The organism is Halorubrum sp. CBA1229 (genome assembly GCF_003721435.2).
Lineage (GTDB): Archaea > Halobacteriota > Halobacteria > Halobacteriales > Haloferacaceae > Halorubrum.
Genome location: NZ_CP054585.1, coordinates 1,358,456 through 1,373,283, shown reverse-complemented (window position 1 = coordinate 1,373,283; position 14,828 = coordinate 1,358,456). Strand labels below are relative to the sequence as shown.

The following is a 14,828-nucleotide window of genomic DNA, read 5'->3' as shown; positions in this document are numbered from 1 at the left end:
CCCGGTAGCACCGCCGTGGCACAACCGCTCCGATTCAGGCGCGCTCCCGGCCGGTGGAGCGCCGACCGGGTCCGCTCGCAGCTCGAACGGCCGCTCGACGACAACCTCGGGGCGACCGCGAGCGACCCGTGGTTCAGCGCTCCGCCGGGATACGACGCGCGGCGGTTCGACATGGACGACGGCTCGTTCGCCCTGTTCTGCTGGACCGATGACGACGACGATCCCCCGCCGGGCGCCGACGGCGGCCCGGCCGGGTACTGGATCGGCAACACGGAGACGCCGAGCGAGCTGTGGCGCACGGACAAGTACGGCTTCGACGAGGTGGCGTACCCGGTCTCCCGCTGGGTTCAGCGGGAATTGCTCGCGGGCCTCCACGAGGACGAGCCGTGGCTCGCGGCGTATCCGCACGTCTCCTGGTACTTCCTGCCCGTGTTCTGCTCGAAGGACGGCGCGGAGACGACCCGGGCGTTCTTCCGCGACCACGCCGCCGGATTCCCGGACGCGACCCGCGAGGAGGGGACGGCGTTCGTCGAGGAGACGCTCCGACCGGGGACGCTCGACGACTACCGGGCGACGATGGCGGGCAAGCTCGGCACGTCGTCGTCGCTCGACCTCGTGCGGATGAGCGCGACGATCGCGGAGTTCACCGCGGCCCGGATCCTCACCGACTCCGGCTACGACGTGACTCCCGAGATCGAGGTGACGACGGGCCACTCGCTCGACTTCCGAGCGACCGACCCGGACACCGGGAACGCGTCACTCGTCGAGGTGACGCGCCCGCAGCCCGCCTCGAATCGATCCGCCAGCGGCCCCGTCGCAGCGGTCCGGGACACCGCCGAGACCAAGACGAGCGGTCAGCTGGAGGCGCACGGCGGCGGCGTCACGCTGCTTGTCGACTGCACTTCTTTCCCCGCGGACGACTGGGCCGCGGTCCGCGACGCTAAACCGGATGTCCGGCACCGACCGGCGGTCGTCCTCCGCGCTCGCCCGGACGGGCACGTGGAGGGGTATCGAAAGGGGTCGGTGCCGATCGACCTCTCGCCGGCGATCGACTGGGTGTAGCGTCCGGACGTCGTCGCCACCCTCTCTCCCACGCGGCCGACACGGCTCACGGCGCTCCCGCGGCTCGCGACGCTGGCACGGTCGGTGCCCCTGCCGCTCGCGACGCTGGCGCGGCTGGCGACGCGAGGGGACGCTCAAAAAACGCGGTCGAATCGCGATTCAGCTCAGAACGAGACCGGCGAGGGCCCGTCCTCGGCGTTGGTCGTCGGGTCGCGGTCCGAGTAGAACCGCCGACCGACTCCGCGGTGACAGACGCCGGCGCGGAGGGTGGTGAACACGTCCTCCGCGTCGTCGAACGTCTGGTCTCCGAACCGCTCCAGCACGTCGCCGAGACGCTCGGATCCCTCCGCGAGCTCTACGGTCGCGTTCCCGTGGGCCGCGATCAGTTCTTCCGAGGTCGTCGGATATTGGTGCCGTTCGAGTCGGTCGTCGACGCCGTTCAAGCGCATCACCAGATGCAAACCACCGATGGTTCTTAATGATTGTCCATGCACAACCTTAGTCCGGACCATCTGATTATAACTCCTTATATTGGCGTGCGTTCACATGCACCGATCGTCGGCAATTAGTACGCGGTCGCCGAACCGGACCCATGGACACGGACCGGATCGTCGCCGACCTCCACGCGCACACGACCGTCTCCGATGGTACCATGACGGCCGCGGAGCTCGCCGCGACCGCCGCCGACGCGGGGCTCGACTGGGTCGCTGTCACCGACCACGACCGGATCCACCCGGACCTCGACGCCCCGGTCGTGGAGCGCGAGGGCGTCCGGGTCGTCCGCGGGATCGAACTCCGGGTCGACGCCGGGTTCGAGCGCCTCGACCTGCTCGGCTACGCGGTCGAGCACACCGCCCCGCTCGACGGCGAGATCGAGCGGCTCCAGGCCGACCGGCAGCGGCGCGGCACCGCGATCCTCGACGCGGTGGAAGAGCGGCTCGGCGTCGACCTCGGCGTCGAGCCCCGCCCGGGCCTCGGGCGCCCGCACATCGCCCGCGCGATCGAGGAATCGGCGGCGCCGTACGACTACGCCGGCGCCTTCGACGAGCTGATCGGGAACGATTGTCCCTGCTACGTCTCGCGCGACGTGACCGGGCTGGAGCGCGGGGTCGAGCTTCTCCGAGACGCGTGCGCCTTCGTCGGGCTCGCGCACCCGTTTCGGTACGACGACGTCGACGCCGCGCTCGACGTCGCCCGCGAGCTGGACGCCGTCGAGCGGTTCTATCCCTACGGCCGCCCGGTCGACGACGCCCGCGTCGAGCGGGTCGCCGCCGAGAACGACCTCCTCCTGACGGGCGGGAGCGACGCCCACGAGCGGATCCTCGCCGAAGCGGGGCTGACCTCCGAGGCGTTCGCGCCTGTCCGCGACCGGCTTCCCGACCCGACCACGCGGGAGACCGGATCCTCCCTGATCGACGAACAAGATTAAGCCCGACGCCGATAGAGTTGCACTCATGCGGTGTCACTACTGCGAGCGGGAGGCCACGTACGAGGCCGAGCAGAGCGGGGTGATCGTCGGCCTCTGCGAGGAGCACTTCAAAGAACGGGTCGAAGAGCTCGCGGAGTCGGACGAGCTCGCGTCGCTCCGCGACCGGATCGACGTCGAGTCGTCCGAATAATCCCCGGCCGGCTCTCTGCGTCTTCGCTGTCTTCGCCGCGCTCTCGTCGTCCCCGTCGCCGACTCGCCGCGGACGGATCATAAAAGACGACCCGGAGCCAACGCTCCGGTATGCACCCAACTGACCGGCCGCGGCGGCTCCGGACTGACGGCGTCCGCCCGCTCGTCAGCGAGACCTCCCTGTCGGCATCGGACCTCGTCGCGCCCGTCTTCGTCGACGCGACGACCGACGAGCGCGTCCCGATCGAGACGATGCCGGGCCACGAGCGCGTCCCGGTGAGCGAGGCCGTCGACCGCGTCGAGGAGGTCCGGGAGACCGGCGTCGAGGCCGTGATCCTCTTCGGGATCCCCGAGTCGAAGGACCCCGAGGGGAACCGGGCGTACGCCGAGGACGGCGTCGTCCAGCGCGCGACGCGCCGGATCGCCGCCGAGACCGACGCGTACGTGATCGGCGATGTCTGCCTCTGTGAGTACACCGACCACGGTCACTGCGGCGTGATCGAGGAGTCGGCGGAGACGGACCCGACGCTCACGGTGAAGAACGACGAGACGCTCGACCTGCTCGCGGAGACGGCGGTCTCGCAGGCCGACGCGGGCGCGGACATGGTCGCCCCCTCCGCGATGACGGACGGGCAGGTGCGGGCGATCCGCGAGGCGCTCGACGCGGCCGGCCACGAGGACGTGGCGATCATGAGCTACGCCGTCAAGTACGAGTCGGCGTTCTACGGTCCCTTCCGCGACGCGGCCGACGGCGCGCCGGCGTTCGGCGACCGCCGGCACTACCAGATGGACCCCGCGAACCGCCGCGAGGCGCTGCGAGAGGCCCGGATCGACGCCGAGGAGGGCGCGGACGTGCTGATGGTGAAGCCCGGGCTGCCCTACCTCGACGTCGTCGCCGACGTCCGAAGGGAGTTCGACCACCCGGTCGCCGCGTACAACGTCTCCGGCGAGTACGCGATGCTGCACGCGGCCGCCGAGAAGGGGTGGCTCGACCTGGAAGAGACGGCTCACGAGTCGCTGCTGTCGCTCAAGCGCGCGGGCGCTGACCTGATCGTCACGTACTTCGCCGAGGACCTGGGCGAGCGCTTATAAATAGTACCTCAGACGACCTGCTCGCCGTCGTCGTCGTACACCTCGATGGCGTCGACCGGGCAGACCCGCGCCGCGAACTTCGCGTCGAACTCCTCCCCGTCGGGCACCTCGACCACGAACACGTCCGCTTCTTCCTCTTCGCTCCCCCGCAGGTCGGCCTTCCCGTCGTTCAGGTTCTTCTCGAAGGCGTCCCATTCGGCGACGCACTGGTACATCCCGACGCAGGTGTCGCGGTCGAACTTCACACGCATGCCTCCCGGTTCGGCGAGGCGGTACAAAGCGCTGGCGACGCCATACACGGGATCGGTTACATCGGGTGACGAACCGGTCGAGGATCGAAACAGACGCCGATACGGAATTGTTCTGGAGACAGTCATGGTCAACGCCCCAGCCACTCGCTTATAATTCGTCGACAACGGACCGACAGGGCACACCTCCAAAGCCCCAGCAGCGAGGACTCGATGGGCTCGCTGCGGTCCTCGTCGCCGGCGGCGACAGCCGCCGGCTGCCAGAGGGACCGAAGGTCCCTCGCTGTTCGCGGCCTACCGGCCGCTCACGGGCGCGCGCCGACTGCATCGGCATCCGAGAATGAGCTCCGTGGTTAACCGCTCGCCCCGCAGCCCGACCGTCCTTTTTAAGCGTCGCAGGCACCCATCGCCGCGTATGACCACGGTCTGGCTCGTCGACCGGCAGTTCGACTCGAAGGGGCTCGTGCGGCTCACCTACGCCACCGAGGACGGCGAGCGGATGCACACGAAGGAACTCGCCGAGCAGCGACTCGTCACGGGCGACGGGATCACCGCCGGCCGCGACGTCGACGAGAGTGCGCTCGGCGAGACGCCGGCCGACGAGGTGGAGCGGTTCGCCGCGGAGGCGTCGAAGATGGCCGCCGAGCACGACCTCGACGACGTGGTGTGAGTCCCGAGGCGGGCGACGCGGCGTAGCCCGCGCCCCCACAACCGAGGCCGTTAAGGGGGAACCGCCGGAAGGTGAGCGTGAAATGCCCAGTGGTGAGTACGACCCCGACACCGTCGAGCCGCGGTGGCAGCGGCGATGGGTCGACGAGGAGACGTACGCCTATCCCGACGACGACCCGGTCGACCCGAACACCGTCTTCTCCATCGACACGCCCCCGCCGACGGTATCTGGGAGCCTCCACATGGGCCACCTGTACGGGTTCACCCTCCAGGACTTCGTCGCCCGCTTCGAGCGGATGAACGGCGGCGAGACGTTCTTCCCGTTCGGCTACGACGACAACGGGATCGCCTCCGAGCGGCTCACCGAGGACGAGCTCGACATCCGCCACCAGGAGTTCGAGCGCCGTGAGTTCCAGGCGAAGTGCCGCGAGGTCTGCGCGCAGTACGAGGAGCAGTTCACCGAGAACGTCCAGTCGCTCGGCGTCTCCGTCGACTGGGACCACACCTACCAGACGATCGAGCCGCGCGTCCAGCGTATCTCGCAGCTGTCGTTCCTTGACCTGTACGAGCAGGGCCGGGAGTACCGCGAGAAGGCCCCCGCGATCTGGTGTCCCGAGTGCGAGACCGCCATCTCGCAGGTCGAGACCGAGGACGACGAGCAGGACAGCCACTTCAACGATATTGCTTTCCCCGTCGCTTCCAGCGACGACGATGAGGAGTTCGTCATCTCCACGACGCGTCCGGAACTCCTCCCGGCCTGCGTCGCCGTCTTCGTCCACCCCGACGACGACGAGAACCAGGACCTCGTCGGTGAATCGGCGGAGGTCCCGCTGTTCGGCCACGAGGTGCCGATCATCGCCGACGAGCGCGTCGACATGGAGACCGGCTCCGGAATCGTGATGTGCTGTACGTTCGGCGACCAGAACGACATCGAGTGGTACCAGGTCCACGACCTGGACCTCCGCGTCGCCATCGACGAGTCCGGCCACATGACCGGCGTCGCCGAGGCGTACGAGGGGCTCCACGCCGACGAGGCCGGCGAGGCCATCGTCGAGGACCTCGACGAGGCGGGTGCGCTGCTCGACCGCCGCGACATCACCCACACGGTCAACGTCCACGAGCGCTGCGGGACGAGCGTCGAGTTCCTCGTCACCGAGCAGTGGTACATCGAGATGCTCGACAAGACCGACGAGTACCTCGCGGTCGGCCGGGAGATGGAGTGGTCCCCCGAGAAGATGTTCACCCGGTACGAGCACTGGGTCGAGGGGCTCCAGTGGGACTGGCTCATCTCCCGCCAGCGCTCCTCCGGCATCCCGTTCCCGGTCTGGTACTGTGAGGACTGCGGCGAGGTCGTCGTCGCCGAGAAGGCCGACCTGCCCGTCGACCCCCTCTCGGACGACCCGCCCGTCGACGCCTGCCCGGCGTGCGGGCACGACGCGTTCGAGCCCGAGGACGACGTGCTCGACACGTGGGCGACGTCCAGCCTGACGCCGCTCATCAACGCCGGCTGGGACTGGGACGAGGAGGCCGAGGCGTTCACGATGGAGCACCCGGAGCTGTACCGATTCGACCTCCGGCCGCAGGGCCACGACATCATCAGCTTCTGGCTGTTCCACACGCTCGTGAAGTGCTACGAGCACACCGGCGAGGTCCCGTTCGAGGAGACGATGATCAACGGGCACGTCCTCGACGAGAACCGAGAGAAGATGTCCAAGTCCGTCGGCAACGTCGTCGAGCCCGAGGCGGTGCTCGAGGAGTTCCCGGTCGACGCCACGCGCTATTGGGCCGCCGGCACCGCCGTCGGCGACGACTTCCCGTTCAAGGAGAAGGACCTCCGCGCGGGCGAGAAGCTGATCCGCAAGCTGTGGAACGCCTCCAAGCTCGTCGAGTCGCTGGCGCCGGAGCCGTATCCGGACGCGCCGGGCGACGGGGAGCTCCGCGAGCTCGACCGCTGGCTGCTCGCCGAGCTCGACGACCGAGTCGAGCGGCTCACCGAGCTGTTCGAGGACCGCGCGTTCTCGAAGGCCCGCGACGAGCTCCGGAGCTTCTTCTGGAACACGTTCTGCGACGACTACCTCGAGATCGCCAAGCAGCGCGATGACGACGCCGCGGCGTACACGCTCCGGACGGCGCACCGCCGGTTCCTCAAGCTGTTCGCGCCGCTGCTCGCGCACGTGACCGAGGAGCTCTGGCACGACATGTACGCGGACGGGGCGAGCGACCCCGACGCGGTCGACGCCGCCGTCGCCGACGGCGCGCGCGACTCGATCCACCTCGCCGACTGGCCCGAGCCGCTCGGGCTGGAGGCGGACCACGAGGCCGGCGCCGCCGCCACCGCCGTCGTCGGCGTCCTCCGGAAGTACAAGAGCGAGAACCAGCTCCCGCTGAACGCCGAACTCGACGCCGTCGAGGTGTACGCCGACGTCCGCGGCTTCGAGGACGATATCACGGGCGTGATGCACGTCGACGACCTCACCGTCCACCCCGACGCCGACGCGCCGGTCGAGACGGTGATCACCGGGATCGACCTCGACTACGCGACGATCGGCCCGAAGTACGGGGATCAGGTCGGCGATATCGAGGCCGCCATCGCTCAGAAGGCGTACGAGATCGACGGCGAGAAACTCCACGTCGCCGGGGTCACGCTCGTCGACGACGAGTTCGCGATCGAGGAGGAGCGGCAGTATCGGGGCGACGGAGAGCTGTTAGAGGCCGACGACGTCGTCGTCATCGTCAGCGAGACGTAGGCCGACGGTCCTCGGTCCGCCACCTTCTCCGACTACAGATCTGCGCCGACCGCGTCGGTGACGGAGTCGAACCCGTCCCGTTCGAGCAGTTCGAGAAGTCCTTCGTTGATGTCGCGCGCGAGGCTCGGGCCCTCGTACACGAGCCCAGTGTACAGCTGGACGAGCGAGGCCCCCGAGCGTATCTTCTCGTAGGCGCCCGCCGCGTCCGAGATCCCGCCGACGCCGATCACGGGAACGTCGGTGCGTTCCGCGACGAATCTGACACGGCTCGTGGCGAGATCCTCGATGGGCGTCCCCGAGAGGCCGCCGCGCTCGGCGCGGTTCGGGCTCTCCAGCGACTCCGGGCGAGAGGTCGTCGTGTTGGTCGCGATGACCCCGTCGAGGCCGAGGTCGTCGACGACGCCGAGCGCGTCCTCGACCGCCGGCTCGGGAAGGTCCGGCGAGAGCTTCACGAGGAGGGGGCTCGCACCTGCGTCGGCGAGGCCGCCGAGTATCTTCTCTAACGCCTCGCGGTTCTGTAGCTCGCGGAGTCCGGGCGTGTTCGGACTCGAGACGTTGACGACGAAGTAGTCGCCCGCGTCCGCGACGCGCTCGTAGGTGTACAGGTAGTCGTCCGGCGCGTCGGCGAGCGGCGTCGACTTCGACTTCCCGATGTTGATTCCGACGGGCACGTCGGGCATCGGTTCGCGGTCGAGCCGGGCGCCCACGGCGTCCGCGCCCTCGTTGTTGAATCCCATCCGGTTGATCAGGGCCTCGTCCTCGCGGAGCCGGAACAGCCGCGGTCGCGGGTTCCCCGGCTGTCGCTCGGCCGTCACGCCGCCGACCTCGACGTGCCCGAACCCGAGCGACGCGAGCGCACGTGGCACCTCCGCGTTCTTGTCGAAGCCGGCGGCCACGCCGACCGGCGTCGGGAACGCGTTCCCGAACGCCTCGACCCGCAGTCGCGGGTCGTCGACGACGTACCGATCGCGTAGCGCGCTCGTGACCGCGGTCCCCTGTACGGCTCGTAACACGCGGTGTGTCATCCCGTGTGCCGTCTCCGCCGGCAGCCCGAACAGCGCCGGCTTCAACAGATCGTACGCACCCATCGTTTCGGACTCGTCACGAGCGGGCATCAATCCGCCGACCGACCGGTGAGCCGGCGGAAGGTGGAAAAGGAGATCCGCTTCAGAAGTCGTGCTCGAGCTGCTCGGGGTTGGAATCCGCCTTCTGGATGATTATCTTCCCGTCTCGGACCCGCACGAACACCTCGTCGCCGATCTCCATGCCGGCGACGGCGAGTTCGTCCTCGTGGAGGTTCACGTGGACGTTGTGGTACTCCCCCTCGTCGTCCTTGGCGCCACTGGGGCTGAGCTTCTTTTTACGGACCATCGCGGTTGTACTGGTCGCATTTCGCCATAGCAGACACATAAGTGTTGTTTACCCGCATCCGCGCCTCTCGGTTCCACCGGGCGGTTCGGGGGCTCGACCCGCCGCGGTCAACCCGCTTTCTCTCTCTCTTTACCCCGTGCACGCACGACGCGTCACCCGGCCACTCCGCACCTCGACGCTTCACGTTCCTCCCAGCCCCTCCGTACTGAGGAGACAAAACCGCTAGCCGGGACGGAGTCAATATATAAATGTTTTGCCGAGCAGCTTTCATTTCCCCGATATATTTATTACACACTGTGTGCTGGGTTCGCATGGAGCATAAACCATGGTACGTGAAGACGGTAAGCGAAACTTCGCCCTTCGAGAGGAAGACGGATCGGAACCGAGCGAGTTCTCCGGAAACATGCCCCGACAGGCCGCGCTCAAGGCGGCCCGAACCCTCGACCCGGCTCCATCGGAGGAAGAGGCGGATCGAACGACGCTCCGGCTCCGCGAGAAAGGGACGAAAAAGGTCCACGAGTACGAGGGCTGGGCCTGGAAGGACAGCGCCCCCGAAGTCGACGAGGCGGACGAGGACTTCTGGCTCAACGACCTCGACGACATCACGAAGGCCAACGTCTCGAAGCAGGGAATTGAGTACATCGACGAGGAGTAGCCTCGGGGATCGTTCGATCTTTTTTCGCACCCTCCACCGCGTAGCTGTGGGTTCGTTCACAGTTTCCCCCCGGCATGAAACCGCATGACGTGGCGCCGGTAGTTCGACGGGGTTAAATACAACCCGGGCATCGTGACTAATGCGAAGAACGCATCCGCGAACTCGGGCCGTTCAACTCGGCCCGGTTTCGCTGGACTTGGAACGCTTCGATGGGTTTATGACCCCTCGAAGGGTACAATCAAGTCCGCGAAGATGAGGATTTCGCCCCCTGCGCTCCGGCGTAAGAGGAAATCTGATGTGAGCCATGGTAGTTCGGTGTCATCCAGGTCGCTGGGTGACTCGGACACCATATAGACCATGCAATGGTGTTTTGACTCACCGCGAGTCAAAACCCGCCAACACCCCCTCTGAGCCGGGAACCAGGTTCAGAGGTTATACATTCCGGTTGATCCTGCCGGAGGCCATTGCTATTGGGATTCGATTTAGCCATGCTAGTCGCACGAGTTCAGACTCGTGGCGAATAGCTCAGTAACACGTGGCCAAACTACCCTTCGGACTACAATACCCTCGGGAAACTGAGGCTAATAGTAGATACCACAGTCCACCTGGAATGAGGACTGTGCCAAACGCTCCGGCGCCGAAGGATGTGGCTGCGGCCGATTAGGTAGACGGTGGGGTAACGGCCCACCGTGCCAATAATCGGTACGGGTCATGAGAGTGAGAACCCGGAGACGGAATCTGAGACAAGATTCCGGGCCCTACGGGGCGCAGCAGGCGCGAAACCTTTACACTGCACGACAGTGCGATAAGGGAATCCCAAGTGCGTAGGCATAGAGCCTACGCTTTTGTCCACCGTAGGGAGGTGGACGAATAAGGGCTGGGCAAGACCGGTGCCAGCCGCCGCGGTAATACCGGCAGCCCGAGTGATGGCCGATCTTATTGGGCCTAAAGCGTCCGTAGCTGGCCGCACAAGTCTATCGGAAAATCCACCCGCTCAACGGGTGGGCGTCCGGTAGAAACTGTGTGGCTTGGGACCGGAAGGCGCGACGGGTACGTCCGGGGTAGGAGTGAAATCCCGTAATCCTGGACGGACCGCCGATGGCGAAAGCACGTCGCGAAGACGGATCCGACAGTGAGGGACGAAAGCTAGGGTCTCGAACCGGATTAGATACCCGGGTAGTCCTAGCCGTAAACAATGCCTGCTAGGTGTGGCTCCCACTACGAGTGGGTGCTGTGCCGTAGGGAAGCCGCTAAGCAGGCCGCCTGGGAAGTACGTCCGCAAGGATGAAACTTAAAGGAATTGGCGGGGGAGCACTACAACCGGAGGAGCCTGCGGTTTAATTGGACTCAACGCCGGACATCTCACCAGCATCGACTGTAATAATGACGATCAGGTTGATGACCTTATCCGAGTTTCAGAGAGGAGGTGCATGGCCGCCGTCAGCTCGTACCGTGAGGCGTCCTGTTAAGTCAGGCAACGAGCGAGACCCGCATCCTTACTTGCCAGCAGCACTGCGAAGTGGCTGGGGACAGTAGGGAGACCGCCGTGGCCAACACGGAGGAAGGAACGGGCAACGGTAGGTCAGTATGCCCCGAATGTGCTGGGCAACACGCGGGCTACAATGGTCGAGACAAAGGGTTCCTACTCCGAAAGGAGACGGTAATCTCAGAAACTCGATCGTAGTTCGGATTGTGGGCTGCAACTCGCCCACATGAAGCTGGATTCGGTAGTAATCGCGTGTCATAAGCGCGCGGTGAATACGTCCCTGCTCCTTGCACACACCGCCCGTCAAAGCACCCGAGTGAGGTCCGGATGAGGCTCGTTACACGAGTCGAATCTGGGCTTCGCAAGGGGGCTTAAGTCGTAACAAGGTAGCCGTAGGGGAATCTGCGGCTGGATCACCTCCACAGACCCGAGACTCCCGCCCCGCGGGAGCTCACCTTTCGACCGTCTCTCGAGACGGTCACTACTCATGCATGGTCGCGTGTCCGACCACCCACCGCCCTGGACACCGACGAACTACCACGGCTCACACTACACACACACACGCGCAGACCACCCCTTCCCTCACGGGAAGGTGGGCTCATAGCTCAGCGGTAGAGTGCCTCCCTTGCAAGGAGGATGCCCTGGGTTCGAATCCCAGTGAGTCCATGTCCCCCAGCGCGAATCCGTCCCCTTAAGTGGGCGACGCGATTCCGTTGGGTTACGACGACCGATGCACCATCCCGGGAAACCGCGGATGGGAAGGGTTCGACGAACGCCCCGCCAGGGCGATTCGATGACGACCGTGTATACGTGCGATCCAGACGTCCACTGAACTCATACGAGTTCGTGGAACGTCAGTGAACCATATACAGTCGGGTGACACTACGTCACTTGACACCGTTGGAGGTTCCTTACGGAACCGTCCAACACACTACTGGCTACTGTGCCAGCTGGTGAATGGCTCGGCTCGAGAGCCGACGAAGGACGTGCCAAGCTGCGAAAAGCTCATGGGACCCGCATGGAGGGAAAGAACATGAGATCTCCGAATCGGAATCCGTTTACAATTGCCACGCGCAATAGGGAACTCCCTGAATTGAAACATCTCAGTAAGGGAAGGAAAAGAACGCAATAGCGATGTCGTTAGTAACCGCGAGTGACCGCGACACAGCCCAAACCGAAGGTCTTCGGACCAATGTGGTGTTCGGGTTGACAACCAAAACGCGACCCACTCTCAGAAGTCTCCTGGAACGGAGCGTGACACAGGGTGACAACCCCGTACGAGAGTGCAGTACCGTTGGCGTCAATACCAGAGTAGCAGGGGTCGGATATCCTCTGTGAACAACTCAGGCATCCCCTGAGAAGGCTAAACACTCCTCGAGACCGATAGCGAACAAGTAGCGTGAGCGAACGCTGAAAAGCACCCCGAGAAGGGCGGTGCAATAGGGCCTGAAATCAGCTGGCGATCGAGCGACAGGGCGTACAAGGCGTCTCTCAAAACGACCGAGAAGCGATTCTCTAGTAGGAAGAGAGACGAGCCGGCGTCGTGTCGTGCGTTTTGAAAAACGACCCAGGGAGTGCACTTGATTGGCAAGTCTAACTCGTGAACCGAGGAAGGCGCAGGGAAACCGATACGGCCGCAGCACATACGTGCGAGGGCCACCGTGTTCAAGCGCGGGGAGTCAATTGGGTGCGACCCGAAACCAGGCGATCTATACGCAGGCAGGGTGAAGCGTGGCGAAAGCCACGTGGAGGCCCGTTAGAGGTGGTATTCTACAATATCCTCTCGTGATCTGCGCATAGGGGTGAAAGGCCCATCGAGCCTGGCAACAGCTGGTTCCAACCGAAACATGTCGAAGCATGACCTCTTCCGAGGTAGCCCGCGGGGTAGAGCTACCGATTGGATGACCCGCCTCCGAGAGGAGTCGGCCATCCTGTCAAACTCCAAACCCGCAGGCGCTGTAGACGAAGGGAGTCCGGTGTGCGGGGTAAGCCTGTGCACCATGAGGGGAACAACCCAGAGCCGGGTTAAGGTCCCAAAGTGTAGATTAAGTGCGATTCGAAGGTGGTCTCAAGCCCTAAACAGCCGGGAGGTGAGCTTAGAAGCAGCTACCCTCTAAGAAAAGCGTAACAGCTTACCGGCCGAGGTTTGAGGCGCCCAAAATGATCGGGGCTCAAATCTACCACCGAGACCTGGCCGCGCCCGTGACAGGGCGACCGCGTAGGTTGGCGTTCTGTTCGGATGGAAGCTCGGGCGAGAGCTCGCGTGGACCGTTCAGAAACGACAATCCTGGTCACAGTAGCAGCGATAGTCGGGTGAGAACCTCGACGGCCTGATGAGCAAGGGTTCCTCGGCACTGCCACTCAGCCGAGGGTCAGCCGGTCCTAAGATGCACCGCAACTCGACTGCATCAACGGGAAACTGGTTAAGATTCCAGTGCCATCGTGCAGTAAACGTCGACGCCGTGTGGAACGCTGAGCCGGGCTTTCGCCCGGTCGAATCGTGGAAACTCGTGGAAGCCGTCACGGCACGAAGCGAGCGAAGCGCGAGATAGCGCAAGTCAGCCGTACATAGGGCCCGTGAAAAGACAAGCACGATGTCCGTACCGAGATCCGACACAGGTGCTCTGGCAGCGAAAGCCACGGCCTGTCGGGAGAACCGACGTTAGGGAATTCGGCAAGTTAGTCCCGTACCTTCGGAAGAAGGGATGCCTGCTCTCTACGGAGCAGGTCGCAGTGACTCGGGCGCTCCGACTGTCTAATAACAACACAGGTGACCGCAAATCCGCAAGGACTCGTACGGTCACTGAATCCTGCCCAGTGCGGGTATCTGAACACCTCGTACAAGAGGACGAAGGACCCGTCAACGGCGGGGGTAACTATGACCCTCTTAAGGTAGCGTAGTACCTTGCCGCTTCAGTAGCGGCTTGCATGAATGGATAAACGAGAGCGCCACTGTCCCAACGTTGGACCCGGTGAACTGTACGTTCCAGTGCGGAGTCTGGAGACCCCCAAGGGGAAGCGAAGACCCTATAGAGCTTTACTGCAGGCTGTCGCTGAGACGTGGTCGCCGATGTGCAGCATAGGTAGGAGACATTACACAGGTACGTGCGCCAGCACGCCACCGAGTCAGCATTGAAATACTACCCGTCGGTGACTGCGACTCTCACTCCGGGAGGAGTACACCGGTAGCCGGGCAGTTTGACTGGGGCGGTACGCGCTCGAAAAGATATCGAGCGCGCCCGAAGATCATCTCAGCCGGGTCGGGAATCCGGCGAAGAGCGCAAGAGCACAAGATGGTCTGACAGTGTCATTCCCAACGAGTGACGCTGACGCGAAAGCGTGGTCTAGCGAACCTACGAGGCTCCGGAATGGGGCCCGTAGATGACAGAAAAGCTACCTTAGGGATAACAGAGTCGTCACCCGCAAGAGCACATATCGACCGGGTGGCTTGCTACCTCGATGTCGGTTCCCTCCATCCTGCCCGTGCAGAAGCGGGCAAGGGTGAGGTTGTTCGCCTATTAAAGGAGGTCGTGAGCTGGGTTTAGACCGTCGTGAGACAGGTCGGCTGCTATCTATTGGGGGTGTCAAGGTACTTGACGTGAACGAACGTATAGTACGAGAGGAACTACGTTTGGTCGCCACTGGTGTACCGGTTGTTCGAGAGAGCACTGCCGGGTAGCCACGCGACACGGGGTAAGAGCTGAACGCATCTAAGCTCGAAACCCACATGGAAAAGAAGTACCGTTGAGGTCACTCGTAGAAGACGAGTTCGATAGACTCGGGATGTACGCACCGAGGCAACGAGGTGTTGAGTCCACGAGCACTAACAGACCGAAGCCACAATCATACGGCACTGACACCACACTCGCATGAGTTCAGG

At 64.4% G+C, this 14,828-nt stretch carries 11 protein-coding genes, 1 tRNA gene and 2 rRNA genes; 10 read left to right on the top strand and 4 right to left on the bottom strand.

The genetic code is table 11. The features are described from left to right. Positions 1 to 15: 15 nt before the first annotated feature. Positions 16 to 1,062, top strand: coding sequence for a DUF5784 family protein (locus tag Hrr1229_RS06870; protein WP_123113590.1), 1,047 nt, complete (start codon positions 16 to 18; stop codon positions 1,060 to 1,062). Positions 1,063 to 1,226: 164 nt separating this feature from the next. On the opposite strand, the gene Hrr1229_RS06865 is transcribed toward Hrr1229_RS06870, so the two are convergent. Next, positions 1,227 to 1,511, bottom strand: a complete 285-nt coding sequence (locus Hrr1229_RS06865) for a DUF2795 domain-containing protein (RefSeq protein WP_123113591.1) — start codon at positions 1,509 to 1,511, stop codon at positions 1,227 to 1,229. Between the two features lie 143 nt (positions 1,512 to 1,654). On the opposite strand from Hrr1229_RS06865, the gene Hrr1229_RS06860 reads away from it, so the two are divergent. From Hrr1229_RS06860 to hemB, 3 genes are all read left to right on the top strand, one after another. Then, positions 1,655 to 2,491, top strand: a complete 837-nt coding sequence (locus Hrr1229_RS06860; RefSeq protein WP_123113592.1) for a PHP domain-containing protein — start codon at positions 1,655 to 1,657, stop codon at positions 2,489 to 2,491. Positions 2,492 to 2,516: 25 nt separating this feature from the next. Beyond that, positions 2,517 to 2,681, top strand: a complete 165-nt coding sequence (locus tag Hrr1229_RS06855; RefSeq protein WP_176329374.1) for a DUF6757 family protein — start codon at positions 2,517 to 2,519, stop codon at positions 2,679 to 2,681. Between the two features lie 110 nt (positions 2,682 to 2,791). Next, positions 2,792 to 3,772, top strand: coding sequence for a porphobilinogen synthase (hemB, locus tag Hrr1229_RS06850; protein WP_123113593.1), 981 nt, complete (start codon positions 2,792 to 2,794; stop codon positions 3,770 to 3,772). An 8-nt stretch (positions 3,773 to 3,780) separates the two neighbouring features. Here hemB and Hrr1229_RS06845 read toward each other — a convergent pair whose 3' ends face one another. After that, positions 3,781 to 4,023, bottom strand: a complete 243-nt coding sequence (locus tag Hrr1229_RS06845) for a ferredoxin (protein ID WP_123113594.1) — start codon at positions 4,021 to 4,023, stop codon at positions 3,781 to 3,783. A 412-nt stretch (positions 4,024 to 4,435) separates the two neighbouring features. On the opposite strand from Hrr1229_RS06845, the gene Hrr1229_RS06840 reads away from it, so the two are divergent. Beyond that, the gene (locus Hrr1229_RS06840) at positions 4,436 to 4,690 is read left to right on the top strand and encodes a hypothetical protein (RefSeq protein WP_123113595.1); all 255 of its coding nucleotides are present in this window, start codon (positions 4,436 to 4,438) and stop codon (positions 4,688 to 4,690) included. Positions 4,691 to 4,772: 82 nt separating this feature from the next. After that, on the top strand, positions 4,773 to 7,436 hold the full coding sequence (locus tag Hrr1229_RS06835; RefSeq protein ID WP_123113596.1) for a valine--tRNA ligase: 2,664 nt from the start codon (positions 4,773 to 4,775) through the stop codon (positions 7,434 to 7,436). Between the two features lie 32 nt (positions 7,437 to 7,468). Here the strand turns inward: Hrr1229_RS06835 and Hrr1229_RS06830 are convergent, their stop codons facing one another. Together Hrr1229_RS06830 and Hrr1229_RS06825 are read right to left on the bottom strand one after the other, a co-directional pair. Beyond that, a complete protein-coding gene (locus Hrr1229_RS06830) occupies positions 7,469 to 8,524 on the bottom strand; it encodes a quinone-dependent dihydroorotate dehydrogenase (RefSeq protein WP_123113597.1) in 1,056 nt (351 codons plus the stop codon). A 79-nt stretch (positions 8,525 to 8,603) separates the two neighbouring features. After that, positions 8,604 to 8,807, bottom strand: a complete 204-nt coding sequence (locus tag Hrr1229_RS06825) for a hypothetical protein (protein WP_092564125.1) — start codon at positions 8,805 to 8,807, stop codon at positions 8,604 to 8,606. Positions 8,808 to 9,132: 325 nt separating this feature from the next. Here Hrr1229_RS06825 and Hrr1229_RS06820 point away from each other — a divergent pair, with 325 nt between their 5' ends. From Hrr1229_RS06820 to Hrr1229_RS06805, 4 genes are all read left to right on the top strand, one after another. Further along, positions 9,133 to 9,462 (top strand): non-histone chromosomal MC1 family protein, encoded by a 330-nt coding sequence (locus Hrr1229_RS06820; protein WP_123113598.1) that lies wholly within the window; start codon positions 9,133 to 9,135, stop codon positions 9,460 to 9,462. A gap of 438 nt (positions 9,463 to 9,900) precedes the next feature. Continuing rightward, positions 9,901 to 11,370, top strand: a 16S ribosomal RNA gene (locus Hrr1229_RS06815). Between the two features lie 172 nt (positions 11,371 to 11,542). After that, positions 11,543 to 11,614: transfer RNA gene (locus tag Hrr1229_RS06810), tRNA-Ala, on the top strand. 263 nt (positions 11,615 to 11,877) lie between these two features. Continuing rightward, positions 11,878 to 14,794 (top strand): 23S ribosomal RNA (locus Hrr1229_RS06805). Together the 16S and 23S rRNA genes with 1 tRNA gene alongside form the textbook arrangement of a ribosomal RNA operon. Positions 14,795 to 14,828: the final 34 nt, after the last annotated feature.

Excerpts from the sequence above, each read along its gene's own strand:
- Hrr1229_RS06840 (WP_123113595.1), top strand. The coding sequence starts at position 4,436 with ATGACCACGGTCTGGCTCGTCGACCGGCAGTTCGACTCGAAGGGGCTC.
- Hrr1229_RS06830 (WP_123113597.1), bottom strand. The coding sequence starts at position 8,524 with ATGGGTGCGTACGATCTGTTGAAGCCGGCGCTGTTCGGGCTGCCGGCG.
- Hrr1229_RS06825 (WP_092564125.1), bottom strand. The coding sequence starts at position 8,807 with ATGGTCCGTAAAAAGAAGCTCAGCCCCAGTGGCGCCAAGGACGACGAG.
- Hrr1229_RS06855 (WP_176329374.1), top strand. The coding sequence starts at position 2,517 with ATGCGGTGTCACTACTGCGAGCGGGAGGCCACGTACGAGGCCGAGCAG.
- hemB (WP_123113593.1), top strand. The coding sequence starts at position 2,792 with ATGCACCCAACTGACCGGCCGCGGCGGCTCCGGACTGACGGCGTCCGC.
- Hrr1229_RS06865 (WP_123113591.1), bottom strand. The coding sequence starts at position 1,511 with ATGCGCTTGAACGGCGTCGACGACCGACTCGAACGGCACCAATATCCG.
- Hrr1229_RS06820 (WP_123113598.1), top strand. The coding sequence starts at position 9,133 with ATGGTACGTGAAGACGGTAAGCGAAACTTCGCCCTTCGAGAGGAAGAC.
- Hrr1229_RS06835 (WP_123113596.1), top strand. The coding sequence starts at position 4,773 with ATGCCCAGTGGTGAGTACGACCCCGACACCGTCGAGCCGCGGTGGCAG.
- Hrr1229_RS06845 (WP_123113594.1), bottom strand. The coding sequence starts at position 4,023 with ATGCGTGTGAAGTTCGACCGCGACACCTGCGTCGGGATGTACCAGTGC.
- Hrr1229_RS06860 (WP_123113592.1), top strand. The coding sequence starts at position 1,655 with ATGGACACGGACCGGATCGTCGCCGACCTCCACGCGCACACGACCGTC.